Below are 23,930 nucleotides of genomic sequence, written 5' to 3' on the forward strand. Positions count from 1 at the left end.
ACAACCAGGAATCAAGAAAGGCCCGACAGCCACCATCGCCCAAGATCACCGGTGAGTCGGGGTGACGCCGCAGCCATCCGAATGCGCGACGCGACATCGCGGCCACCCACAACCGAGAAACAGGCTCCAGAACAGCACGGATGTACCACGCACCCTCACGTACCCAAGATCGCGGTCACGGTGAGTGAACTCTGGCGGGTTCCTCGTGGCGCGATCGGCATCAAGCGCCACCACGCACCTGGCGGGGAGTGGCGTGACGGCTGGGAGTGGCGCCCCGGTTGCCTGGCAGGCACCACCGCAACCACCCGCCTGGCGGGGAGTGGCGTGACGGCTGGGAGTGGCGGCCCGGTTGCCTGGCAGGCACGACCGCAACCACCCGCCTGGCGGGGAGTGGCGTGACGGCTGGGAGTGGCGCCCCGGTTGCCTGGCAGGCACCACCGCTGCCACCCGCCCGGCGCGAGTGGCGGCACATGCGGGGGTGGCCAACGGATCTCAGCCCGGCGGGCGCGGCACAGGCTGGGGTGGGCAGCGAGCGCGCGCCGACCGGACGGGACGGCCCTGATGGGACGGGACGAGAACACTCGTACAAGGAAAAGAAGCTGGAAGCGGAACGCGGACCTTGACCGTAAAGGTTTTGTAGCGCCTGTCCCGGACGGGACGGCCGTCCGGGACAGGCGCCGGATCATTCGGCCCGGACGTGGTCGATGTCGACGGTGCCCGGGTTGATGTAGATCCACAGGATGCGGACGTCGGCCAGTGCCGTGCTGTCGCAGGACATCGCGGACAGCAGGTCGATGGTCGCGGTCGTGGTCGTGTCCTGGTTGACCCAGGTGAAGTTCGACTGGCACCAGGCGAGCCCGGAGCCGGTCTGTACCGCGATCGCCGCGTTGGTGCCGGCCGTCGGGCTGGTCCGCAGGTCGTACTTGAGCGCGCTCCGGGTGGACAGGTCGACCGGCTCGGCGAAGGTGACGCCGAACCATCCGCCGTCGGCCGCGTTGATCCGCAGACCGTGGGTGCCGTGGGTGGCGAATTCGGTGGTCTGCTCGACCGTGCCGCCGTTGGCCTGCCATGGTGCGGACGCCCAGCCCTCGGTGCCGGTCTCGAACGAGGCGAGCACCGCCACCGCGGCCGGGTCGGGTTTCACGGTCACCGTCACGGTCGCCACGTTCGACGTCCGGCCGGCCTGGTCCTTGACCGTGTAGGGGACGGCCGCGCGGCCCACGTACCCGGTGTCGGGGGTGAAGGTGAGGTCGCCGGAGGTGGCCACCGTGAACGTCCCGCCGGTGACCGTCCGGGTCGTCTGGCGCTGCGGTGTGGCCGGATCCAGGTCGACGCTGGCCGGCTGGACCTTGGTGCGGTAGGCGATGTCGTTCGCGGTCGGCCGCAGGGTGACCGGCGTGTCGAACTCGGTCACCGCGGTGTCGTGGTCGGCGACCGGCGGCAGTGACCGCTGCCCTGACGCGATCTCGTGGGAGGCGTTGGTGATGGTCGTGCACACGGGGCTCGGGCAGTAGACGGTGAATCCGTCGTAGTCCGGGTACAGCGTGCCGTCGTCCTGTGATCCGGACAGGATCCAGTACAGGAAACCACTTCCACCGGTACGGGTGAAGTCGCTCATCCACTGCTGGTAGACCGGGTTGCGGGTGCTCTTGTTCTTCCAGCCGAACTCGCCCAGCATCGAGGCCTTGCCCAGTTCCCTGGCCGCCTTGTTGTGCCGGGTGATGTAGTCCGACCCCCACTGCGCGGTGCGGTTGCCCCAGCCGTCCGGGTACAGGTGGTACGACATCACGTCGATGGCCGGCAGTTTGGTCAGCGCGATGGTGTCGATGCCTTCGCCGCAGTTGTCGATCCAGTCCGGGGCGTCCGGCCCGTCGCAGAAGAAGCCCTCGTCACCGACGCTGGCCAGGTGCTTCGAGTCGATGCTCTTGATGTGCCGGGACATCTCGTCGGCCCACGCTGTGATCGTCTGCGTGGTGCAGCCGGAGCTCTGCGGGTAGACGCCGGAACCCTTGCAGCGCGGCTCGTTGCCCAGCTCCCACGTCATGATCGTGGGGTCGTCCTTGTACTTGACCCCGGTGATCGTGTTGACGCGGTTCAACACGTGATCGATGTAGTCGCGGTACCAGCCCTTGATGACTGGATCCGTATAGAAGTCGTCATGATATTGACCGCCGCGCCAGCGTACATATTGATCAATGCCGCCGAAGTCGGACCAGTTGTTGGTGAGTGGCAGCACGAGCTTGATGCCGCTGCGGCGGGCCGCGTCGATGACGTAGTCCAGGCGTTCGAGCCCGTTCGGGCCGTCGTTGAAGGCGGGCTTCTCGCCGTCCCAGTACTGGAAGTAGACGCCCTCGGGTGCCGGCGCCACCGAATTGCTGCCGTCGGCGTTGCCGATCAGACCGAACGCCCAGGTGCGCATCACGGTGAAGTCGGCGGCCCGGGCGTCGGCGAACACGTCGTCGACCATCTGCCGGCTTTTGTAGAACAGGTAGTAGTTGTTCGTCCCGCCGAACCGGAACGACTTCCCGTTCAGCTCGAGCCGGTGGCCGTCCCGTACCACGAACCCGGCCGACGTCGGTGGCGATTCCGGTGCCGCGGCGGCCGGTGCGGTCGCGGCGAGCGAACCGAGCACGGCCGCCAGCACGGCGACGATGCGACTCCTCATGCGCGTTCTCCTGGCTACATCGAGTGTGATCGATGTCACCGTATGGCCGCGCTCCCAGTGGGTCAACCAGGAAAGTTAGCGAGTTTAAGAAACGCAGGATAGATGACGATCACGCAATTCGGCCAGAATCGGCACCATGAGTAACCATGCCGCGACAGTGCAGGACTACGACCCGTTCACTCCCGAGGCGATGGCGAACCCCACCGGCTATCTGCGCCGGATCCAGACCGAAAGCCCGCTCGCCTGGCTGCCCCCGCTCGACGCCTATCTGCTCACCCGGTACGCCGACGTCAACGCCGCTCTGCGGGACAAGCGCATGGACAGCGCCAACATGGCCCGTGCCCTCCAGCACGAGGAGCTCGGCCCGGTCCGCCGGGCTGTCGAGATGTGGATGGGCCACACCGTTCCCGCCGACCACGTCCGCTTCCAGCAGCTGCTCAAGCGCTACTTCACCCCGGCGATGGTGGACCGGCTGCGGCCCCGGGTGCGCGAGTTCACCCACGAACTGCTCGACGCCGTCGCCGCGAAGGGCCAGATGGACGTGGTCCACGACCTGGCCTACCCGCTGCCCGCCAACGTGATCGCCGAACTGCTCGGCATGCCGGTCAGCGACCGCGAGCAGCTCCAGGCCTGGTCCCGCGACATCCTGCCGGTCTTCGGCAACGGCGACGTGCAGCAACTGCGCGAGGCCCAGCGCAGCATGCTCGAATTCCACGACTACCTGCGGGTCCTCGCCGCCGACCGGCGCCGCGCGCCCCGCGAGGACGTGCTGAGCATGTTCATGGCCGCCGAGGCCGAGGGCATCGTCACCGAGGACGAGGCGGTCGCCAACTGCGTCCTGCTGCTCTTCGCCGGCCACGAGACCACCGCCAACCTGATCGCCAACGGGCTCGTGCTGCTCTTCGACCACCCTGACCAGCGGGACCGGCTTCGCCGGGATCCGGACCTGATGCCCTCCGCCGTCGAGGAGATGCTGCGCTGCGGCGGCCCGGCCGGCGTGATCGGCCGCATCGCCACCGAACCCGTCGAACTGGCCGGCCACACCGTCCCGGCCGGGCAGCACGTCTACCTCGCGCTGATGGCCGCCAACCGCGACCCGGCGGTGTTCGGAGACCCGGACGTCTTCGACATCGCCCGCGAACGCAACCGGCACCTCGCCTTCGGCATGGGCACCTACTACTGCCTGGGCGCCGCGCTCGCCCGCATGGAGACCGACGAGTGCCTGCGGATCCTGCTCGACCGGTGCCCGGACCTGCGCCCCGCCTACGAGACCCCGGACCGGGAACCGACCCCGCCGTTCGGTCACCGGCTCGTCTCCCTCCAGGTCACGTTCTGACCCGAGCTGTCGTGGGCGTATCGAAAACCGCATACGGCACCGCAACAGGCGTACGTCTTGAGTGGACGCATGAACATTTCGAGACGTGGCATCGACCGGCGGCGCGTGATGACCTGGGCCGGCGTGGCGGCCGGCGCGCCGTTCGTGAGTACGGGATCCGTCCACGCCGAGCCCGCGGGGCGGATCCCACCGGCCACCCGGCCCGGCGGAGCCTACGACCGGTACGTGGCGGGGCTGGCCGCCGAGGGGCGGTTCTCCGGTGTGGTGCTGCTGTCGCACCGGGGCCGGACCGTGCTGTCACGCGCCTACGGCTGGGCCGATCAGGAGCGGGGGATCCGCAACCACGAGGGGACCGCGTTCACCCTCAGCTCGGCGGGCAAGCCGTTCCACGCGGTGGCCATCCTGCAACTGGCCCAGCAGGGGCGGCTGCAACTGACGGACCCGGTCGGGAAGCACCTGACCGGGTTCGCCGCGGACGTCGCCGAGAAGGTGAGCATTCACCACCTGCTGTCCGGAACGTCCGGGCTGGACATGCCGGCCGAGGAGGTGCACCGCGTCTTCGGCAGCCGTGACGAGGTGCACCGCTACCACGAGCGGCGGGTCCGGCGGGCGAGGCTGGTGGGCGTACCGGGTGTTCCCGGCACCACCCACGCGGAGGCGGAGACCACCATTCCGGCGCTGATCGTGGAGGCGGTGACCGGGCAGCCGTACTGGGACCACGTCGAGGAGAACATCTTCCGGCGGTGCGGGATGACCGGGGCGGCGTTCCACACCCGGCCGCGGTGGCTGACCCGGGCCGACGTCGCCCATCCGTACATGCGGGTGGACGGTGGGCGGGTGGTGGACGCGCTGCGCCACCTGGAGCTGGGCAGCTCGTACCCGTATGTGCTCGGAAAGAACCCGGGCCGCGCCTTCGTCGACGCGCCCGGTGACGGTGGCTTCGCCACCGCGCCGGATCTGGTCCGGTTCGCGCGGGGCCTCAGTGACGGTACGGTGCTCGACCGGCCGTGGGCCGAGGTGTTCACGTCGGCGAAGATCCCGCACGGGCCGTCGTCGTTCGGGTCCTACGGGACGGTGATCGACATCGTCGGCGGCCAGCGGTCGTTGCAGCGGGCGGGTGGCAATCCCGGGGTCGGCGCCAACTGGAGCATCTACCCGGACACCGGCTGGGTGGGCGTCATCCTCGTGAACCGTGACGCCGACGGGGTGTCGCTGATGGATCTGATCGCCCAGGAGACGCAGGCGATCACCGGTGTCGCGACCGGCGGTGGTGCGGGCGGCTGACCTGACCGCGGCGTCTCGCCGGGTTCGCCCCGGCGAGACGCGGCGACACTACTTCTTCTTGCTCTTCTTGCCCTTTTTATCCTTCTTGTCCTTCTTCTTGTCCTTCGCCATGACGCCTCCCATTCAGCGCAATGCTCACGCAAAGTGAGCGGTCCGACACTCGGTGAACTGGTTGCGAGACTAGGGGAGAAGAGTGAACAGATTGACCATCGGCGGGCCGAGGCCGGCGCCGTGGGTGGCCCTGACCTGGGCGGACGAGTGGCGAAAACGTTACTTTGAGATGTACGTCACACAAACGGCAGGTGACCGATTACTCAACCCGAGGGGGGGCTTGACCCCGGCTTCACATCGGGGACGCCAGAATCGCGCGGATGGGGAACACGAGGACTTTTCGTGCGATAACCGCGGCCGGCATGACCGCGCTGCTGGCCGCCTGCTCCACCGGCCCGACCCCGCCGGTCACACCGTCCTCGGCGCCGGCCGCCCCCACCACGTCGCCGGCGAGCCCGGCCGCCCCGACCCTCGAGTCCACCCGGTCGGCCCAGCGCGCACGCTACGGCATCCCCGACTTCGCGCCCGCCCCGGAACCACAGCCCATCACGCTGCCGGCCGGCGACAAGGTGGAATATCTGCGGCGGATCCCCACCACCCAGAAGGTCGCCTTCCTGACCATCGACGACGGCTACCTCAAACTGCCCGAGGGCCAGGAACTGGTCGCGGCCGCGGGCGTGCCGGTCACGCTCTTCCTGACGACCGACGCCGTCAAGGACGACCCCGGCTACTTCAAGCCGATGCTCGACGCCGGGGCCGCCATCGAGGCGCACACCGTCACCCACCCCAACCTTCGCGGCCGCTCCTACGACTTCCAGCGCCGCGAGATCTGCGGTTCGGCCGACAAGCTGGGCGCCTGGTTCGGGAAACGGCCGACCCTGTTCCGGCCGCCCTTCGGCAACAAGGACGACACCACGCTGCGGGCGGCCAAGGACTGCGGCATGACGGCCGCGTTCATGTGGACCGAGACCGTGCACAAGGGCAAGGTCCGCTATCAGGAGGGCAAGCGCGTCCAGCCGGGCGACATCATCCTGATGCACTTCCGCGAGGCCTTCCGCGACGACTTCGTCGCCGCCCTCAAGGCCATCCGCCGGGCGGGCCTCACCCCGGCGCTGCTCGAGGACTACATGCCGGCGCGGCCCACACCGTCCGGACAACCCTCTTCCCACGCCGACCGGTTCAACCCCGGAAAACCCCATTCCGGTACGGGGTCGAGCACCCGTCGTGGGTCGGTCGCCGACTGAGAGCGAGCCCGGCCCCGGCGGCGCCGGACTCGCTCGGTGACCAGGGTCAGGAGGCGGCCAGGACGTCGACGACGAATCGCAGCGTGCCGGCCGGCTGGCCGCCGCTCGGCTTCTCGCCGTAGGCGAGGTCGGCCGGGATGTCGAGCTGCACCCGGCTGCCCACCTTCGCCCCGAGCAGGCCCTGGTCCCAGCCCTTGATGACGTTGCCCGCCCCGACCTGGAAGCTGAACGGCTCGGACCGGCTCCAGGAGGAGTCGAACTCCTCGCCGTCGGCGTAGGTCACACCGACATAGTTCACGTCGACCGTCTGACCCGACTGGACCGCCGCGCCCGTGCCCTCGACGAGGGTGGTCGACTTGAGCTCGGTGACGGCGCCGGTGCCCTTGGACACGGACGGCTTCGTGCCCAGCGCGGCGTCGGCGCCCGGGGGCAGCGGCGGGAACGCCGGACTGGTGGCGGCGGCGTCCACGCCGGCATCGGTGCTCGTGCTCGCGGTGGGGGAGGACGACGGCGACGACGTGCTGCCGATCCACACGATCAGCCCGACGACCAGAGCCAGCACACCCGCGGCGGCGCCGGCCACCGACAGCGTCTCGCGGCGTTTGCGGGCCGCCCGGGCGCGCGCTTTGGCGACCTTGGCCTCGGCCCGCTTCTCGGCCTTGGTCTTCAGCGGCGGTCCGCTCTTGCGGGACGGGCCGGGGGCGGCGGCTTTGACGGCCGCATTACCGCGGCTCGGTACGGATTCAGGCACCGCACGACAATACGACAGCTTGCTGTGCGAGGCCGACCGCCAAGCTCGAAGATCAGCCCGAACACCCGGCGATCCACTGCCCGATCGCGTCCACTGCCCGGCCCTGCCGTGCCCGCGCGTACCGCTACGCCGAGGCCACGCTGAGGGCACCGACCTTCTTGCGTTTCTTGGCCTCATACATCGCGAGGTCGGCGCGGGTGAGGATGGCGTCGGTGGTGTCGTGTGGCTGGGCGTCGGCGACGCCCACGCTGACGCCGATGCGTACCTGCTCGCCACCGATGGTGAACGGTCGGGCGGCCAGCGTCCGGACCCGGTCGACCATCGCGTCGGCAGCCCCGGGGCCGCGGCAGACGATCACGAATTCGTCGCCACCGAAGCGGCCGACCAGGTCCTCGACCCGCAGACGGGCTCGTAGGTGTTCGGCCACGCCGATGAGCAGCGCGTCTCCGGCGGCGTGGCCGAGACGGTCGTTCACCGGCTTGAAGCCGTCCAGGTCGCAGAACAGCACGGCCAGATCTTCCGGTCCGGCGGCGAGTTCCCGGGTGATCCGCTCGACGGAGGCGGCGCGGTTGGGCAGTCCGGTCAGCGAGTCGGAGGTGGCCAGCCGGTGCAAGGCGGCCTCGGCCGCTCGGCGGGCGCGGGAGAGCCGGGCGATCCGCGCCATGACCAGTGGGATCATCACGACCGACGAGATCGCCAGCAGCAAACCGTCGGAGGGCAGGCCCAGCACTGCCCGGACCCCGCCGATGGCCGGGGCGATCGCGAGCATGATGCCGAGGAAGACCAACCGGCCGGTGGTCAGGTCGTCGACCGGGGTCGGGCCCGGCGCGGTCATCTGTGCCATCGACGGATGCAGCGCCGCGCCGCCGACCGCGACGAACGCCGCCATGTAAGGGATGTTCTGCCAGCCTGCACCGATCACGGCAGACACACTCTGAGCCAACGCGAATGCGACGGACGCGCAGAGCAACAGCACCGGTGCCGACGGTCGATAGGGTACGAGTGAGACCCGCAGCATCCCGCCCAGCGTGCCGGCCAACAGGAAGACGTTCAGGAACCGGATGATCTGCTGGTCGGTGGACATGCCGTCAGCGGTCATCGCCGGGAACAGAACGATGCTCCAGAGCACGCCGCTGAGCCCGATGGCAGCGATCACCGAATCGATGATCCCGCCGGTGTCCGCGCGTCCACGTCGCAGCACCACGGTCAGCGATGCCGCGAGCATCAGTGCGCCGCCCGTGATCATGGTGAGCCTGACCACGCTGTCGGCGTCGGCGGCGGCCCTTCCGGCCTCCGCCAGCCGCCATGCCCAGACGGCGTTGCCGACGTCGTAGACGACGGTCCCGGCCAGCAGCAACCACCAGGCCACCCGCGCCGCCCCTGGCGTGGTGCGGCGCAGACCCGTCACCAGGGCCGGCAGCGGGCTGAGGCAGACCGCCAGAAGCAGCCAGCCCTGCTGATGTGCCGGCCAGACCGGGTAGGTCACCACGGCGAGGCCGGTCAGCGCAACGTACAGACGCGGCGTCAACACGTTCCGTCTATCGGCCGCGCCGGGCCGGGTATGAGGAAGCGATGCCAGCGCTTCGGGGGTGCGGGTCAGGGGCGCCACCAGTGGTCGAGCGGGGTGACCGGCAGGGCCCGCTTGTGGCGGGTGGCGAGGTAGAGCGATTCGAGGCGGCCCGCCACCTCCGGGGTGACGTCCGTGCCCTCCAGGTAGTCGTCGATCTCGTCGTAGGTGAGCCCGAGCGCCGCCTCGTCGGGCAGCCCGGGGCGATCGTCCTCGAGGTCGGCGGTCGGCACCTTCTGCCACGTGCTCGTCGGCGCGCCCAGTTCACGCAGGAGGGCGGCGCCCTGCCGTTTGGTCAGGCCGGTCAGCGGGGTGACGTCGACGCCGCCGTCACCGTGCTTGGTGAAGAAGCCGGTCACCGCCTCGGCGGCGTGGTCGGTGCCGACGACGAGCATGTTCAGCTGCCCGGCGATCGCGTACTGGGCGACCATGCGCTCGCGGGCCTTGACGTTGCCGCGGACGAAGTCGCGCAGCTCCTCGAAACCGGCGGCCACGGCGCCGGACACCGCGTCGGCGCCCGGTTTGACGTTCACCGCGATCGACCGGTCCGGGTCGATGAAGTCGAGCGCGATCCGCGCGTCGTGCTCGTCGGCCTGTACGCCGCACGGCAGCCGCACCGCGACGAACGTGGCGTCGTGGCCCTCCGCGCGCAGTTGCTCGCAGGCGAGCTGGCACAGCTTTCCGGCCAGCGTGCTGTCCTGTCCTCCGCTGATCCCCAGCACGAGGCCGGTGGCCGGCGTCGACCGGAGGTAGTCCTTGAGGAATCCGACGCGTTCCCGGATCTCGTCCGCGGGTGCGATCGACGGATTCACGCCGAGCTCGGCCAGGATCTGTTTGCGTAGGTTCGCCATCGTCGCACTGTACTGGGCGTGGAGTCCGGGTCGCCGCGGACTCCACGCCCGGCCGTGGGTCAGGTGGCCGCCGGGACCGGCTCGCGCAGCCGGTGGATGAGCGCGTCGCCCACCCGGGCGGTCTCCCGCTTGTACGGCGTGTCGGACAGGACGAAGTGGCTGATGCCCAGGTCGGCGTACTTGCGCAGGGCCGCGGCCACGTCGTCGGCGGAACCGACCAGCCAGGTCGTCCCGGCGCCGCCTCCGCCGTATTTGCCGGGTGCCGTGTAGAGGCAGCTGTCCAGCACCTCACCACGGTCGGCCAGGTCGAGCAGCCGCTGCTGGCCGACCGCGGCGCGGCGCAGCAACTCGGTGCTGCCGGTGCGGCCCGCCATCTCGGCGACCTTCTCCTCGGCGTCGTGCCAGGCCTGCTCGGTGGTGTCCCGGACCAGGGTGGTGATCCGCAGCCCGAACTCCAGCGGCGGCAGATCCCGGTCCAGGTCACGGCTGAGCGTGCGGAGCCGGTCGATGCGCTCGGCGACGCCGTCCAGCGGCTCACCCCAGAACAACTGCACATCGGCCTCGGTCGCGGCGACCTTCTCGGCGGCGGCTGACGCGCCACCGAAATAGAGGCGAGGACCATTCCGGTACGGGCGGGGCACGACCGTGGCATTCGTGACGCTGAAGTGCTCACCCGCGTACGTCACGTTCTCCTCGGTCCAGAGTCGCCGCGCGATGCGCATGAACTCCCTGGTCCGCGCGTACCTCGTGGCCTGATCTACCTCGATGTCGCCGTAGGCGGCGAGATTGTCCTGCCCGCTCACGATGTTGATCAGCAGCCGGCCGCCGGACAACCGGTCGAGAGTGGCGGCCGCGCTGGCGAAGTGCGCGGGCCGCCAGTAACCGGGCCGGATCGCGGCGAGTGGCTGGAACGTGGTGGTCCGGGCGGCGAGCGCGGTGGCGACCGTGAACGTGTCCGGCCGGCCCCAGCCGGTGCCGATCAGCGCGCCGGACCAGCCGTGCCGTTCCGCGGTGACGGCCAGGTCGACGCTGTGGTCGAGGGTGCCGTAGCCGTCGACCGCGTCGTCGCCGCGATGCCCGGGGTCGACGGTGTTGGGGATGTACCAAAGAAAGGTCGCGCTCATGTCGGCACCTCCGCTTCGCTCCGGCGCCGCCATGAGTTCAAGACTGAGCCCGATGATTCGCTCGCAAGCTCGCTCATGTCGGCACCTCCGCTTCGCTCCGGCGCCGCCATGAGTTCAAGACTGAGCCCAATGATTCGCTCGCAAGCTCGCTCATGTGGCGCTCCGGCGGCGGCGGGCCGGATCGGTCACCGACGGCGGCTGGTAGCCCTGGTCACGGGCGGACAGTGTGACGCCGGGCGGCACGATCTTGTCGATCTCGTCGAGTACGTCCCGGCTCAACCGCACCTGGGCCGCGCCGAGCTGGTCCTCCAGCTGTTCGAGGGTGCGCGGGCCGATGATCGGGGCGGTGACGGCCGGGTGTTCCAGGACGAAGCCGAGCGCCAGATGGATTAGGGACAGGCCGGACTGTTCGGCCAGCAGCGCGAGGGCCTCGACGGCGGCGAGCTTGCCGGCGTTCTCCGGCGCGCCGATCTCGAACCGGCCGGGCTGGCGGCCGCCGCGGGTGGTGGCGGGTTGCGGGGCGCCCGCCCGGAACTTGCCGGAGAGCCAGCCGCCGGCCAGCGGGCTCCACGGGATGACGGCGAGGCCGTACCTCTGGGCGATCGGCAGGACCTCGCGTTCGATGCCGCGGGCCAGGATCGAGTACGGCGGCTGCTCGGAGACGACACGCTCCCGGCCGCGCTTCTCGGCGATCCACTGGCCCTCCACGATCGCCGACGGCTCGAACGTGGAGGTGCCGATGTAGCGGATCTTGCCCTGGTGGACGAGGTCGGACAGGGCGCCCAGGGTCTCGTCGAAGTCGGTGTCCTCCTCCGGGCGGTGCACCTGGTAGAGGTCGATGTGGTCGGTGCGCAGCCGGCGCAGGCTGTGCTCCACCTCGCGGACGATCCAGCGGCGGGAGTTGCCGAAGTGGTTCGGGTCGGTGCCGATCTGGCCGTGGAACTTGGTGGCCAGAAAGACGTCGTCGCGCCGGTTCTTCAGCGCCTTGCCGACGATCTCCTCGGATTCGCCCTGGCTGTAGACGTCGGCGGTGTCCACCAGGTTGATGCCGGCGTCCAGGGCCCGGTGGATGATCCGGATGCTGTCGTGGTGGTCGGGGTTGCCGCGTTCGCCGAACATCATGGTGCCCAGCGCCAGCGCGCTGACCTTGACGCCGGTACGCCCGAACGGCCGCAGGGGAATACTCATCGGTTGATCAACTCCAAAGTGTTCGCCGGGCGGGCAGGCCGTAGTGTTCGCGCAGCGTGCGGCCGGTGTACTCGGTGCGGAACAGGCCGCGCTCCTGGAGGATCGGCACCACCTTGGTGGCGAACGCCTCGATGCCGGACGGCAGGACCGCGGGCATGATGTTGAAGCCGTCGGCCGCGCCGTTCTCGAAGTAGTGCTGGATCGTGTCGGCGACCTGCACCGGCGTACCGCTGAAGGTGCGGTGACCACGTCCGCCGCCGAGCTTGCCGATCAGCTGGCGGACCGTCAGGTTGTCGCGCCGTGCCCACTCCACGACCAGGGTGCGGCGGCTCTTGTGGCCCTCGATCTCGTCCTCTTCCGGCAGGTCGGTGGGCAGCGGCTCGTCCAGGCGCAGCCGTTCGACCTCGACGCCGAGGACGGTGGCCAGCGTGCCGACCGCGTACTCGGGGCTGATCAGCCGTTCCAGCTCGGCCTCCCGTTCGAGGGCCTCGGCCGGGCTGTCGCCGATCACCGGAACGATGCCGGGCAGCACGACCACGTGGTCGGGGTCGCGGCCGGCCGCGATGGCACGGCGTTTGATGTCGGCGTAGAACTCCTGGCTCTCGGCGAGGGTCGGGTTGGCCACGAAGATCGCCTCCGCCCACCTGGCGGCGAACTCCCTGCCGTTGTCCGACGAGCCGGCCTGCACCAGCAGCGGCCAGCCCTGCGGGGAGCGCGGCACGTTCAGCGCACCCTGCACCTGGAAGTGGGTGCCGTGGTGGTCGATGTCGCGGACCCGGTCGCGGACGGCGTGGACGCCGGACTCCTTGTCGGCCACGATCGCGTCGTCGGTCCAGCTGTCCCACAGTCTCGTGGAGACCTGGAGGAACTCGTCGGCCCGTTCGTACCGGGTCTTGTGCAGTGGCTGGTCGGTGAGGCCGAAGTTGCGGGCGGCGGCCTCCCCGGCGGTGGTGACGATGTTCCAGCCGGCCCGGCCGCCGGACAGGTGGTCCAGCGAGGCGAAGCGGCGGGCCAGGTTGTACGGCTCGTTGTACGAGGTGGACGCCGTCGCGATGAGCCCGATCCGGGTGGTGGTCGCGGCCAGCGCGGCCAGAAGCAGGGTGGGTTCCAGCTTTCCGGCCGGGCGGCGGCCCGGGTCGCTCCACAGCACCGGGCTGTCGGCCAGGAACACCGAGTCGAACTTGGCGTCCTCGGCGACCCGGGTCAGGTGCTGGTGGGCGGCGAGCGACAGGTTCGCGTTCGGGTCCGACTCGGGCAGCCGCCAGGACGCCTCGTGGTGGCCGGTGTCGTGCAGGAACAGGTTGAAGTGCAGTTGCCGGGTCATGCGGATGTCAGCTCCAGGCTGTTGACGGGACGGGGGAGGCCGTAGTGGTCGCGCAGGGTGGTGCCCTCGTAGTCGGTGCGGAACAGCCCGCGGGCCTGGAGGATCGGCACGACCTGGTCGACGAAGGCGGTGAGGCCGGACGGCAGGACCGCGGGCATGATGTTGAAGCCGTCGGCGGCGCCGCTGTGGAACCAGTCCTCGATGGTGTCGGCGACCTGCTCGGGGGTGCCGGCGAAGGTGCGGTGGCCGCGGCCGCCGCCGAGCCGGCCGATCAGCTGCCGGACCGTCAGGTTCTCCCGCCGGGCCAGGTCGACGATCAGCGTGAAGCGGCTCTTGGCGCCCTCGATCTCGTCCTCGGTCGGCAGGTTCTCCGGCAGCGGCTCGTCCAGGGGCAGGTCGGCCGGGTCGAGCTGGAAGCGCTCGGCGAGCTGCCGCCGGGCGTACTCGGGGCTGATCAGCCGTTCCAGCTCGGCGTCGAGCTCCTGGGCCTCGGCCTCGGTGGCGGCGATGACCGGCACGATCCCGGGCAGGATCTTGATGTGGTCCGGGTCGCGGCCCAGCGCGGCCGCCCGCTGCTTGAGGTCGGCGTAGAAGGCCCGGGCCTCGGCGAGGGTCTGCTGGGCGGTGAACACGGCCTCGGCGTAGCGGGCGGCGAACTGCCGGCCGTCCTCCGAGGAGCCGGCCTGCACCAGCAGCGGCCAGCCCTGCGGGGAGCGCGGCACGTTGAGCGGCCCGTCCACCCGGAACCAGCGGCCCCGATGGTTGATCGGCCGGACCTTCGCCGCGTCGGCGTGGACGCCCGCGGCCTTGTCGGCGATCACCGCGTCGTCGGTCCAGCTGTCCCACAGTTTCGTGGTGACCTCGACGAACTCGGCGGCACGTTCGTACCGGTCGCGGTGTGCCGGGACGTCGTCGAGGCCGAAGTTGCGGGCCGCGTCCGCGCCGGCGGTGGTGACGATGTTCCAGCCGGCCCGGCCGCCGGAGACGTGATCGACCGAGGCGAACCGGCGGGCCAGGTTGTAGGGCTCGTTGTAGGAGGTGGAGGCGGTGGCGATCAGCCCGATGCGCTCGGTGACCGCGGCCAGGGCGGTGAGCAGCACGGTCGGCTCCAGCTTCCCGGCCGGCCGTCGGCCCGGGTCGCCCTGGAGCACCGGGCTGTCGGCGAAGAAGACCGAATCCAGCTTCCCGCGTTCGGCGATCCGGGCCAGGTTCTGGAAGTGCTTCACGTCCCAGCTCGCGTACGGGTCCGACTCGGGCAACCGCCACGACGCCTCGTGGTGGCCGACGCTCATCAGGAACGCGTTGAGGTGCAGCTTTCTAGGCATCGGCGGCCACCCCCAGACGGTCCAGCAGGAGGCTGCGCAACTCGGCGAATCCGGCGTCGGAGCGGGACCGGTTGGTCAGCTCCACCCGGACGTCGGTGTCGACCACCCCGGCGTCCAGCAGGATCACCCGGTCGGCGAGCACGATGGCCTCGTCGACGTCGTGGGTGACCAGCAGGACCGCCGGCCGGTGCTTCTCGCACAACTGGCGCAGCAGGGCGTGCATCCGGATCCGGGTGAGCGCGTCCAGCGCGCCGAACGGCTCGTCGGCCAGCAGCAGCTGCGGCTCGCGGACCAGCGACCGGGCCAGCGAGGCCCGCTGCTGCTCACCGCCGGAGAGTTGGTAGGGCCAGGCGCGCTCCCGGCCGGCGAGGCCCACCTCGGCCAGCGCCTTGCGGCCCCGGTCGGCCGCGCCGGCGCCGCGCAGCCCGAAGACCACGTTGTCCAGGACCCGCTTCCAGGGCAGCAGCCGGGAGTCCTGGAAGACCACCGACACCGACTCCGGGACCTGGATCCGGCCGTGCCCGGCGACGTCGCGGTCCAGGCCGGCCAGCGCCCGCAGCAGGGTGCTCTTGCCGGTGCCGGAGCGGCCGATCAGGGCCACGAACTCGCCGGGCGCGATGTCCAGGTCGAGGCCGTTGAGGACACCACCGTCCTTGTTGAAACTGCGGTGCAGGTTGCGGACTCGGACCGCCGGTTCGGTGGTCAGCCCTCGAGCGTCTGTCGCCATGCCAGCACCCTCCTCCCGGTGAAGCGGACGGCGCTGTCGGCGCAGTAGCCGAAGATGCCGTAGATGACCAGGCCGACCACGATGACGTCGGTCTGCCCGTACTGTTCGGCCAGCGTGATCATGTAGCCGATGCCGGCGACCGCGTTGTAGTGCTCGACGACCACCAGGCCGAGCAGCGAGGAGGTGACCGCGAACCGCATGCCGAGCAGGAAGCCGGGCAGCGCCCCCGGCAGCACCACGTGCCGGATGAACTCGCCGTGGTTGATGCCGATCGTCTCGGCCAGTTCGGCGTACTTGCCGTCGATGCCGCGCAGCCCGTTGTGCGTGTGGATGTAGATCGGGACCAGGCTGATCAGCGCGATCGTGATGACCTTCATCTCCTCGCCGATGCCGAACCAGGCGATGAACAGCGGGATGATCGCGAGCGTGGGGACGGACCGCTTGATCTGGATCGGCCCGTCGATCAGCGACTCACCGAACCGGGACAGCCCGGAGATCACCGCGAGGACGGCGCCGGTCACCACCCCGAGGGTCAGGCCGACCAGCGACCGCTGGAGCGAGGCGACGATGTTGCCGAGCAGGTCGTGGTTGACCCACTGGTCCTGGAAGGCCACCACCACGTCCCACGGGGCGGACAGGATGGCCGGTTTGATCAGGCCGGTGGCCGAGCCGATCGACCAGATGGCCAGGGCGAGCGCCGGGCCGAACCAGAACGAGAACCGGATGCGGTGGCCGGGGCCGAGACGGCGGCGGACGACGCGCTGGTCGGTGGTGTCCGGGATGGTCACCGGGGCGGTGTGCAGGGTGGCGGTCATGTGGCATCACCCGTGACCACCCGGTCGCCGGCGGCGTCCGCCTGGACCTTCTCGAAACGGCGGTCGACCAGCGTGGTCACGTCGAGCTTGTCGTGCTTCTGCTCGGTGGCCAGCAGGTCGGCGGTCTCCTGGAGCCGTTTGATCGCGTTGTCCCAGGTGGCCGGGATGCCCTTGTCGCCGTTGATCTCGACGACCGCCTTGGCGTCCGCCGCGCTGAGCTTCTGCGAGTCCTGGTAGTAGGCCTTCGCGAACTCGGCGGGGTGGTCGTTCGCCCAGAGCAGGGCCTTGGTGCGGATGCCCACGTAGACCTTCAGGGCCGCCGCCCGGTCCGCGTCCTCCACCGCCGTGGTGAGGCAGTACAGGGTGGACGCGTCGTCACGGATGCCGGTGTTGATCGAGGTGGCGCCCGGGTACTTCGCCTCGTACAGCTTGATGTTCTGCGCCCCGATCGGGGCGACGTCGACCGCCTTGGTGCCGAGTGAGGTGACGTACGAGTCGCCGGTGCTGGTCAGCTCGATCAGCTGGACGTCCTTCTGGCTCAGCCCGGCCTTCTGGAGCACCCGCAGGACCAGCGCGCCCTGGGCCTGGCCGGCGCTGTAGGCGATCTTCTTGCCGCGCAGGTCGGCCAGCGAGGCGACGTTCACGCCCGGCGCGACGCCCAGTTTGTAGATCGGGTGGTCGAGCGGGTCGATGGTGACCGCCTGGAACACGATCTTCGTGGAGGTGCCGGTCCACGCCGCGAACAGTGACGGGATGTCGGCGACCGAGCTGCAGTCCAGCTTGTCGGCGCGGAACGCCTGGATGCTCTGCGGGCCGCCGCTGATGTTGGCCCACTCGGTGGTGATACCGGCGGCGCTCAGCTCCTCGTCCAGGCCGGACGCGCCGAGGATCGCCTGGATCTGCGGGTCGCCGATGCGCAGCGTGGTGCCGCTGGGGACCTTGTCGGGCAGGGCGGCGGACAGTTCCAGTTTGGTGGTGGCCTCCTCGCTGCCGCAGGCGGCGCCAGTGGCCAGGACCGTCGCGAGGACGGCGAGGACGGCTTTCCGGGGAATCGTGATCATGGCGTCCTTCTCAGAGGGCGTGGTAGTGGCCGGCGTGGTAGAGCAGGGGAGCGCCTTCCTCGGCGAGTTCGGCCTCCTCGACCCGGCCGATGACCAGGTGGGAGCCGCCGGCCGGGTGGCGGTGCTCGATCGAGATCCGGAGCCAGGCGGCGGCGTCCTCCAGCACCGGTTCGCCGGTGGGCAGCCGGCGCCAGCGGGTCGGGGCGCCGAACCGGTCGATGCCGCTGGTGGCGAAGGTCTGTGCCAGCGCGGTGTGCTCGGCGCCGAGCAGGTGGATGACCGCGGTGTCGGCGTCGCGCAGGTGCGGCCAGACCGAGCCGGTGGCGGCGACGCTGAACGACAGCAGCGGTGGTTCGGCCGAGAGCGACGCGAGGGAGGTGACGGTCACGCCGGCCGCACCGCGCCCGGCATCGGTGGTCACGACGGCCACGCCGGCGGCGTGCCGGCGGAAGGCCTGGCGGAACAGTGCGGCGTCGACCGGTGTCGGCCGGGAAACGATGACGGTCATGCGGGGCTCCGTTCGATCGGGCTCGCAATCCATACTAATCCGCTAGGCTTAGGAGGCAATATTGCGCCCCACTGAAGTTAGTAATCCCAGCTAGATCGAGGGGTTCGCGTACACCTGATCCAGTGCGACCGCCCCGCCGGCCACCGCCAGTACGTTCTCCGGGAAGCTCGACGGGTGCACGGTGGTGGTCATGTCGGCGCCCGCCGACGACCACGCCGCCACCTCCGCGCGCAACGCCGCGAGACAACCGGGCACCCGGTTCGCGCCCGCCTCCGACACCAGCAGCACGTCCGGGTCGAACAGGTCCAGCAGCAGGGCGGCGGCCCGGCCCACCCGGCGGGCGCGCTCCTCCAGCAGCGCCACCGCCCCCGCGGAGCCGGCCAGTGCGGCGTCCACCACGGCGTGGATGTCCGGGCGTTCGATCAGGCCGGCGGCCAGCGCCCGGCGGACCAGCGCCCGCTCGCCGACCGCGGCCTGTAGACAGCCGATCCGGCCGCAGGAGCACGGTTCGGCACAGCCCTCGACCGGCAGGTGGGCGACCGCGCCGGCCGCCGACCGCGGGCCCTGATGGATCACGCCGCCGGTCGCGAACGCCACGTCGACCACGTTGCCCACGAAGATCTGCACGGCACTGCGGCGGGCGGCCCCGGCTACCCGTCCGAGCAGTTGTTCGGCACGCAGCAGGGCCCGGGAGTTGCTGTCCACCCGGACCGGCAGCCGGGTGGCGGCGGACAGGGTCGCGGCCACCGGCACGTCACGCCAGCCCAGCACCGGGTGCTCGACGACCGTACCGTTGACGCCGTCCACCCAGCCGCCGGTGGCCAGACCCAGGCCGAGGATCCGGCGGCGGCGCCCGTGCTCGCGGCGGATCGCCGCCACCCGGTCGGCGACCGCCGCCAGCACACTCTGCGGATCGCGGCGCCCGTGCGGATCCTGATGGCGAACCAGCACCCGGCCGCGCAGATTCAGCAGCGCCACCGTGGCCCGGGGGACCGCGATGTGCACCCCGATCACGCCGACCGCGGCGGAGTCCACGTCCAGCGGCACGTGCGGGCGGCCGATACCCGGCCGGACCACCGCCTCCGGCACCTCGCGGACCAGGCCGCGCTCCTGCAACGACGCCGCGATGCCGCTGACCGTGGCCGCGGACAGCCGGGTCGCCCGGGCGATCGAACTGCGCGCGATCGGTCCATGGTCGAGGACGGCTCGCAGCACCGCCGCCGTCGAGTCCGGCGATCGGCGCGCGGCCGGCAACGGCAGGTCGCTGCGCCGAGTCGTGCGCTGCACGCCGCCGAGATTATCCCGCCGTAGGCCGGATGACGGCTTTCCGTTACCGGACGTTTTACGGTCGGTAACACTGCCGGGTCAGGTCGCCTCGCGCAGCCAGGTACGGCACAGCCACCAGGCGTTCGTGGCGCCGAACGTGCCGGCCGGGTCGATGCCGGTCAGCTCGGCGAACCGCCGGACCCGGTTGCGCACCGTGTTCGGGTGCACGAACAACCGCCCACCGGCGACCGTCACGTCCCGGTCGCTCTCCAGCCAGGCCAGAACGGCGTGGGCCACCGGTTCCGCGTTCGGGCCGAGAGCCGCCCACGCCGGGCGGTGCCGGTCCAGCAGCACGGCGGCCAGGTCCGCCCGGTCGGTCAGCGCGGCCTGCCAGGCGACGTCGGCGATGTGGGCGACACCGGTGCGGCCGGTCGACTCGGCGGCGGTCAGTGCGGCCACCGCCAGGCGCTTGACCGGGGCCAGCCGGTCCGGGCCGTCCGGGCCGGCCAGCCCGGCAGTGCCGGTACGGGCGGACGGCGCCCGCGACAGCACCGCCACGAACAGGCCGTCCACCACCGCGCACACCACCGGCGGCTGCTCGCGCAACACGGATTCGTCGAACCCCGGGCGGGCCACCAGCACCCACAGGCCACCGGACGCCGGCAGACCCGCCTCGGCCACCGCCAGAGCGGCCGCCGACCCGCCCTGCAACAGCCGCCGCAGGATCGCCGCGTCCCGGTCGTTGCGCCGCGGATCCGCGTCCGCCCTGGTCACCCGGTGGGCGGTGATCAGGCGGCCGCGGACCGCGTCGGCCCAGTCGTCGTACAGCTCGCGAGCATCCAGCAGCCGATCGGCGCTGACCCCCTCCGATCTGGCCACCTCCCGGGCCCGGGCCCAGATGGCGCGTTCGGCGACGTGGATCGCGCCGAGCACCGCCTCGATCGGCACACCCTGCCGAGCCCGGGCCACCCCCAGCTCGGCCACGAACGACAACTCGGCCTCGGTCGGCCCGCGCCGGTCGGCCAGCGCCCGGGTCGCCGCGGTGAGCAGGGCCCGGGTGTGCCCGGCGACGTCCGACGGCGGCAGCACCGACACCTCCCGCACGGTGGCGCGAACCCCGGCGGTCACCGACGGCAACAGGTCCTCGTCGCCCATCACGCGTTCGATCAGGTCGACCACGGCGGTCCAGCCGTCAGACGGGTGCATGCGGACATGCTGCCGTGCCTTGTGGTGGCCCACAACCTCGGGCCGCAAACGCGTGCTCCACGCCATGTCCAGCCCGGCTGCCAGCCCTTACGGTTTGGCAAACACCACAACGTGACTAGGAGTTCCATGCGTGTCGCCGTGATCGGCGCCGGAGCGGCCGGACTGGCCACCACAAAGGCGCTGCTCGATGCCGGATGCGAGGTCGCCGCCTACGATCGGCGGGACCGGCCCGGCGGCCTGTGGACCGACACCTACGCGTCGCTGCACCTCAACACCAGCAGGGGGCGGACCGAGTTCGCCGACTTCCCGATGCCCGCCGACTGGCCCGACTATCCGTCGGCGCAGCGGGTCGCCGGATACCTGGCCGCCTACGCCGACCGGTTCCGGTTGACCGCCCACATCCAGTACGGCGAAACCGTCACCGCCGTCGAACGCGGCGACCGCTGGACCGTCACCACCGACCCGGGCGGCATCGGCGAATTCGACGCCGTCGTGGTCGCCAACGGCCACAACTGGGCACCCCTGCTGCCCGACCCCGGCTATCCGGGCACCTTCGACGGACTGCAGATGCACGCCCACGACTACCGCACCGCCGACGTCTTCCAGGGACGGCGGGTGCTGGTCGTCGGCATGGGCAACTCGGCCATGGACATCGCCGTCGACGCCTCCCACACGGCGAGCGGGCCGGTGCTGCTGTCCGCCCGGCACGGCGTCCACATCGTGCCGAAGTACCTGTTCGGGCGGCCGTCCGACGCCACCGGCGGCGCCCTTGCCGTGCTCCCGTGGCGGGTACGGCAGCGGGTCGCCGAGACGATGTTGCGGCTGGCGGTCGGCACACCGCAGCGATATGGCCTGCCCGCCCCGGCCGGTGGGCTGTTCCAGAACCATCCGACGATCAGCGACACCATCCTGCACCGGCTCACCCACGGCGAGGTGGCCGCGCGCCCGGGCATCGAGCGCCTCGACGGGACGAAAGTGGTCTTCGCCGACGGGACCTGCGACGACGTCGACGTGATCGTGTGGGCGACCGGCTACCGCGTACAGATCCCGTTTCTGTCCTCCCGATGGCTCGGAGAGGGACCGGAACGCCTGCCGCTCTATCGCCGGGTCTTCCACCTCGACGATCCGAGCCTCGCGTTCGTCGGGCTGATGCAGTCCACCGGATCGGCGTTCCCGGTCGTGGAGGTGCAGGCCAAGCTCGCCGCCGCGTACCTCTCCGGCGCCTATGCCCTGCCGTCGGCCGCCGACCAGCGGCGCGCCGTCGACCGCGACCTGCGCGCGGCCGTAACCCGGTGGGGCGCCCACGGCCGGCCACACATGCGCATCGACTTCGACCGGTACGTCACCGCCATGAACCGTGAGATCGCCCGAGGAGCCTCTTCATGAGCAGTCGTGACCCCCGCGGAATGCGTGTCCTGGTGACCGGCGCGTCCGGGACGTTCGGCCGGGCGATCTGCACCCGCCTGGACGCGCTCGGCGCCCGCGTCGTCGGCCTGGACGTCGCGCCCCGCGTCAACGATCCGGTCGAGGTCCTGCCGTGCGACCTCACCGACGACGCCGCCGTGGCCGCGGCGGTCGCCGAGGCGATCGAGCTGCTGGGCGGGCTCGACCTGCTCGTCAACAACGCCGGTATCGGCGGGCCGGCCCCGGCCGAACTGCCGCCGGGCGCCGACGTACGCCGCCAGCTCGACATCAACCTGCTCGGCACGTGGCGGGTGACCGCGGCCTGTGTGGACGCCCTGGTCGCCTCGCGTGGCCGGATCGTGATGCTCAGCTCGCGGATGGCCGTCATGCAGCTGCCGCTGGCCGCCGCCTACGGCGCCTCCAAAAGAGCATTGGTCGCGTACGCCGACGCGCTCCGCCTGGAGATCGGCACCCACGTCGGCGTCACCTGCGTGTACCCGTCCGCGGTCCGCAGCCCCATCCACGACTCGACCGCCGCCGCCGGGCTGTCGCTGGAGGGCATGAGCCGCTACGAGCCGCTCGACGGGGTGGTCCGTGCCGTGCTGCGGGCCGCCCTGAGCCGGCGCCGCTACCGGGACCTGCCGACCACCGGGCGCGGGGCGGTCGAGTTCTTCCTGGCCCGCCATTTCCCGGCGCTCACCGACCGGATCGTCGCCCGCACCCTGGCCGGGAGGGTCCGGTCCGGCGCGTTCGAGGGCGCCGGCCTGGCCGCCGGTGTCGTCGCCCGCCACGGGGGTGCCCGATGACCGCCCAGCACACCGGGACCCGGACCAGGACCGGTGACCTCGTCGCGTACGCCACCGGCTCGATCGGGATGGGCGTGTGGGTCACCGTCCCCGGGCTGCTGCTGCTCTACTTCCTCACCCACACCCTCGGGGTGACGCCGTTCCTGGCCGGCCTGACCCTGCTGCTGCCGAAGATCATCGACGTGGTGGTGCATCCGTATCTGGGCAGCCGCTCGGATGCCGCCGCGCGCCGCAGCGGGCACCGGCTCGGCCTGCTGCGGGTGGGCCTGCTGCTCGCGGTCGCCATGGCCGGCATGTTCACCGTCCCCGCCGGGCTGTCCGGGGCGGCCGCCGCACTGTGGGTCGGTGGCTGGTTCATCGCCGGGAACCTGCTCTTCGCCTGCTTCCAGGTGCCGTACCTGACCACGCCGTCCGACCTGCGGATCGGCTACCACGAGCGCACCCGGGTCTTCATGTTCCGGATGCTGTTCCTGACACTCGGGCTGCTCGGCGCCGGGGTGGCCGCGCCGGCGCTGGTCGCGGCGGGCGAGCGCGGCGACTACGCGCGGATGGCGCTGCTGCTGTCCGGGGTCATGGTGGTGTCCGGGCTGGTCGCGGTGACCGGGGTACGGCGGCTTACCGCGCACGCCGGATTCCGGACACCGGCGGCCGACGCCCACTCCACCCTCGGAGACATCGCGGAGGCATGGCGGGACCGCGACTTCCGGGCGCTGGTGCTGTCCTATCTGTTCACCGGGGCGACCACCCACCTGTTTCTGGCCGCGCTGCCGTTCTACACCGAACACGTCTTCGGTGACTCCAAGCTGACCGCGGTGTTCATGGGCGCCTTCCTCGGTCCGGCCGTGGTGGCGGGTCCGGTGTGGGCGCGGGTGTCACGGCGGATCGGCAAACAGCGAGGACTGGTGATCTGCCAGGTGGTGTTCGTGGCCGGATCGCTGGCGCCGCTGCTCGGATACGGGGTGGCGCCGGCCGTCGCGGTCGTCGTCGTACTGGGTGTCGCCTTCGCCGGGCTGCAACTGTTCGCGTTCTCGATGGTCCCGGACGCGGTGGCGGCCGCGGAAGCTCGTGGCGCTGGCCGGGCGGGCGCCTACACCGGGGTCTGGACCGCCACCGAGGCGACCGGCACCGCCGTCGGCCCCTACGTCTACTCGGCGGCCCTGGCCCTCGGCGGTTTCATCGCGACGACCGAGGGCCGGACGGTGGTGCAGCCGGAGTCGGCGCACACCGCTCTGCTCCTCGGCTTCACCGTGGTCCCCGCCATCCTGATGGCCACGGCCTGCCTCTTCCAGCTCCGCTGGACCCTCGACTCGTCCCGCGACCCTTCCGCGACGATCTTGGACGATTGACCACCGCACAGGGTGCTAAAACGTCCAAGATCAGCGCCGGAAGGGGGAGGCGGGTCCCGGGGCTTGTCCGCAGGGGATCTT

At 71.0% G+C, this 23,930-nt stretch carries 20 protein-coding genes; 6 read left to right on the top strand and 14 right to left on the bottom strand.

The features are described 5' to 3' along the window. Positions 1-682: 682 nt before the first annotated feature. Positions 683-2,665 (bottom strand): cellulase family glycosylhydrolase, encoded by a 1,983-nt coding sequence (locus BJ964_RS28660; RefSeq protein WP_188123580.1) that lies wholly within the window; start codon positions 2,663-2,665, stop codon positions 683-685. Between the two features lie 136 nt (positions 2,666-2,801). On the opposite strand from BJ964_RS28660, the gene BJ964_RS28665 reads away from it, so the two are divergent. The 3 genes from BJ964_RS28665 to BJ964_RS28675 all read left to right on the top strand — a co-directional run bounded on the left by BJ964_RS28665 (position 2,802) and on the right by BJ964_RS28675 (position 6,580). Next, positions 2,802-4,001, top strand: a complete 1,200-nt coding sequence (locus BJ964_RS28665) for a cytochrome P450 (protein WP_188123581.1) — start codon at positions 2,802-2,804, stop codon at positions 3,999-4,001. 69 nt (positions 4,002-4,070) lie between these two features. Next, positions 4,071-5,285: a serine hydrolase domain-containing protein gene (locus tag BJ964_RS28670; RefSeq protein WP_188123582.1), complete on the top strand. Its 1,215-nt coding sequence runs from the start codon at positions 4,071-4,073 to the stop codon at positions 5,283-5,285. A 371-nt stretch (positions 5,286-5,656) separates the two neighbouring features. After that, on the top strand, positions 5,657-6,580 hold the full coding sequence (locus BJ964_RS28675; protein ID WP_188123583.1) for a polysaccharide deacetylase family protein: 924 nt from the start codon (positions 5,657-5,659) through the stop codon (positions 6,578-6,580). 46 nt (positions 6,581-6,626) lie between these two features. Here the strand turns inward: BJ964_RS28675 and BJ964_RS28680 are convergent, their stop codons facing one another. The 13 genes from BJ964_RS28680 to BJ964_RS28740 form a co-directional block, all read right to left on the bottom strand. After that, a complete protein-coding gene (locus BJ964_RS28680; protein ID WP_229806778.1) occupies positions 6,627-7,331 on the bottom strand; it encodes an FKBP-type peptidyl-prolyl cis-trans isomerase in 705 nt (234 codons plus the stop codon). Between the two features lie 124 nt (positions 7,332-7,455). Beyond that, positions 7,456-8,862, bottom strand: a complete 1,407-nt coding sequence (locus tag BJ964_RS28685) for a GGDEF domain-containing protein (RefSeq protein ID WP_188123585.1) — start codon at positions 8,860-8,862, stop codon at positions 7,456-7,458. A gap of 65 nt (positions 8,863-8,927) precedes the next feature. Beyond that, positions 8,928-9,749 (bottom strand): ammonia-dependent NAD(+) synthetase, encoded by an 822-nt coding sequence (nadE, locus tag BJ964_RS28690; protein WP_188123586.1) that lies wholly within the window; start codon positions 9,747-9,749, stop codon positions 8,928-8,930. A gap of 59 nt (positions 9,750-9,808) precedes the next feature. Next, on the bottom strand, positions 9,809-10,873 hold the full coding sequence (locus BJ964_RS28695; protein ID WP_188123587.1) for an LLM class flavin-dependent oxidoreductase: 1,065 nt from the start codon (positions 10,871-10,873) through the stop codon (positions 9,809-9,811). A gap of 150 nt (positions 10,874-11,023) precedes the next feature. Further along, positions 11,024-12,055, bottom strand: coding sequence for an aldo/keto reductase (locus BJ964_RS28700; protein ID WP_407650854.1), 1,032 nt, complete (start codon positions 12,053-12,055; stop codon positions 11,024-11,026). A 13-nt stretch (positions 12,056-12,068) separates the two neighbouring features. Beyond that, entirely contained in the window at positions 12,069-13,385 is a 1,317-nt protein-coding gene (locus tag BJ964_RS28705; RefSeq protein WP_188123589.1) for an LLM class flavin-dependent oxidoreductase, read from the bottom strand. Then, complete coding sequence (locus BJ964_RS28710; RefSeq protein ID WP_188123590.1) at positions 13,382-14,710, bottom strand: LLM class flavin-dependent oxidoreductase; 1,329 nt, start codon at positions 14,708-14,710, stop codon at positions 13,382-13,384. The genes BJ964_RS28705 and BJ964_RS28710 overlap by 4 nt, the downstream gene beginning before the upstream one ends. Next, positions 14,703-15,437, bottom strand: a complete 735-nt coding sequence (locus BJ964_RS28715) for an ABC transporter ATP-binding protein (RefSeq protein WP_188123591.1) — start codon at positions 15,435-15,437, stop codon at positions 14,703-14,705. Before BJ964_RS28715 ends, BJ964_RS28710 begins: the two co-directional genes overlap by 8 nt. Further along, the gene (locus tag BJ964_RS28720; RefSeq protein WP_188123592.1) at positions 15,413-16,252 is read right to left on the bottom strand and encodes an ABC transporter permease; all 840 of its coding nucleotides are present in this window, start codon (positions 16,250-16,252) and stop codon (positions 15,413-15,415) included. The genes BJ964_RS28715 and BJ964_RS28720 overlap by 25 nt, the downstream gene beginning before the upstream one ends. Next, positions 16,249-17,313 (bottom strand): ABC transporter substrate-binding protein, encoded by a 1,065-nt coding sequence (locus BJ964_RS28725; RefSeq protein ID WP_188123593.1) that lies wholly within the window; start codon positions 17,311-17,313, stop codon positions 16,249-16,251. The genes BJ964_RS28720 and BJ964_RS28725 overlap by 4 nt, the downstream gene beginning before the upstream one ends. Before the next feature lie 10 nt (positions 17,314-17,323). Further along, positions 17,324-17,821 carry a flavin reductase family protein gene (locus BJ964_RS28730; protein ID WP_188123594.1) on the bottom strand — a complete coding sequence of 166 codons (498 nt, stop codon included), beginning with the start codon at positions 17,819-17,821 and terminating at the stop codon, positions 17,324-17,326. A gap of 90 nt (positions 17,822-17,911) precedes the next feature. Next, positions 17,912-19,108: an ROK family transcriptional regulator gene (locus BJ964_RS28735; protein ID WP_188123595.1), complete on the bottom strand. Its 1,197-nt coding sequence runs from the start codon at positions 19,106-19,108 to the stop codon at positions 17,912-17,914. 78 nt (positions 19,109-19,186) lie between these two features. Then, the gene (locus tag BJ964_RS28740) at positions 19,187-20,293 is read right to left on the bottom strand and encodes a helix-turn-helix domain-containing protein (protein ID WP_188123596.1); all 1,107 of its coding nucleotides are present in this window, start codon (positions 20,291-20,293) and stop codon (positions 19,187-19,189) included. A 126-nt stretch (positions 20,294-20,419) separates the two neighbouring features. Here BJ964_RS28740 and BJ964_RS28745 point away from each other — a divergent pair, with 126 nt between their 5' ends. The 3 genes from BJ964_RS28745 to BJ964_RS28755 are packed head-to-tail and all read left to right on the top strand — an operon-like array spanning position 20,420 to position 23,849. Continuing rightward, entirely contained in the window at positions 20,420-21,679 is a 1,260-nt protein-coding gene (locus BJ964_RS28745; protein WP_188123597.1) for a flavin-containing monooxygenase, read from the top strand. Beyond that, the gene (locus BJ964_RS28750) at positions 21,676-22,503 is read left to right on the top strand and encodes an SDR family NAD(P)-dependent oxidoreductase (RefSeq protein WP_229806779.1); all 828 of its coding nucleotides are present in this window, start codon (positions 21,676-21,678) and stop codon (positions 22,501-22,503) included. The genes BJ964_RS28745 and BJ964_RS28750 overlap by 4 nt, the downstream gene beginning before the upstream one ends. Next, positions 22,500-23,849, top strand: coding sequence for an MFS transporter (locus BJ964_RS28755; protein ID WP_188123598.1), 1,350 nt, complete (start codon positions 22,500-22,502; stop codon positions 23,847-23,849). Before BJ964_RS28750 ends, BJ964_RS28755 begins: the two co-directional genes overlap by 4 nt. The last annotated feature ends 81 nt before the right edge of the window (positions 23,850-23,930 follow it).

The organism is Actinoplanes lobatus, from assembly GCF_014205215.1.
In the GTDB taxonomy this organism is placed as follows: domain Bacteria; phylum Actinomycetota; class Actinomycetes; order Mycobacteriales; family Micromonosporaceae; genus Actinoplanes; species Actinoplanes lobatus.

What these genes read in the sequence shown, in the direction of transcription:
- BJ964_RS28660 (WP_188123580.1), bottom strand. Translation starts at nt 2,665, where the DNA reads ATGAGGAGTCGCATCGTCGCCGTGCTGGCGGCCGTGCTCGGTTCGCTC.
- BJ964_RS28665 (WP_188123581.1), top strand. Translation starts at nt 2,802, where the DNA reads ATGAGTAACCATGCCGCGACAGTGCAGGACTACGACCCGTTCACTCCC.
- BJ964_RS28670 (WP_188123582.1), top strand. Translation starts at nt 4,071, where the DNA reads ATGAACATTTCGAGACGTGGCATCGACCGGCGGCGCGTGATGACCTGG.
- BJ964_RS28675 (WP_188123583.1), top strand. Translation starts at nt 5,657, where the DNA reads ATGGGGAACACGAGGACTTTTCGTGCGATAACCGCGGCCGGCATGACC.
- nadE (WP_188123586.1), bottom strand. Translation starts at nt 9,749, where the DNA reads ATGGCGAACCTACGCAAACAGATCCTGGCCGAGCTCGGCGTGAATCCG.
- BJ964_RS28695 (WP_188123587.1), bottom strand. Translation starts at nt 10,873, where the DNA reads ATGAGCGCGACCTTTCTTTGGTACATCCCCAACACCGTCGACCCCGGG.
- BJ964_RS28705 (WP_188123589.1), bottom strand. Translation starts at nt 13,385, where the DNA reads ATGACCCGGCAACTGCACTTCAACCTGTTCCTGCACGACACCGGCCAC.
- BJ964_RS28710 (WP_188123590.1), bottom strand. Translation starts at nt 14,710, where the DNA reads ATGCCTAGAAAGCTGCACCTCAACGCGTTCCTGATGAGCGTCGGCCAC.
- BJ964_RS28715 (WP_188123591.1), bottom strand. Translation starts at nt 15,437, where the DNA reads ATGGCGACAGACGCTCGAGGGCTGACCACCGAACCGGCGGTCCGAGTC.
- BJ964_RS28720 (WP_188123592.1), bottom strand. Translation starts at nt 16,252, where the DNA reads ATGACCGCCACCCTGCACACCGCCCCGGTGACCATCCCGGACACCACC.
- BJ964_RS28725 (WP_188123593.1), bottom strand. Translation starts at nt 17,313, where the DNA reads ATGATCACGATTCCCCGGAAAGCCGTCCTCGCCGTCCTCGCGACGGTC.
- BJ964_RS28730 (WP_188123594.1), bottom strand. Translation starts at nt 17,821, where the DNA reads ATGACCGTCATCGTTTCCCGGCCGACACCGGTCGACGCCGCACTGTTC.
- BJ964_RS28740 (WP_188123596.1), bottom strand. Translation starts at nt 20,293, where the DNA reads ATGCACCCGTCTGACGGCTGGACCGCCGTGGTCGACCTGATCGAACGC.
- BJ964_RS28745 (WP_188123597.1), top strand. Translation starts at nt 20,420, where the DNA reads ATGCGTGTCGCCGTGATCGGCGCCGGAGCGGCCGGACTGGCCACCACA.
- BJ964_RS28750 (WP_229806779.1), top strand. Translation starts at nt 21,676, where the DNA reads ATGAGCAGTCGTGACCCCCGCGGAATGCGTGTCCTGGTGACCGGCGCG.
- BJ964_RS28755 (WP_188123598.1), top strand. Translation starts at nt 22,500, where the DNA reads ATGACCGCCCAGCACACCGGGACCCGGACCAGGACCGGTGACCTCGTC.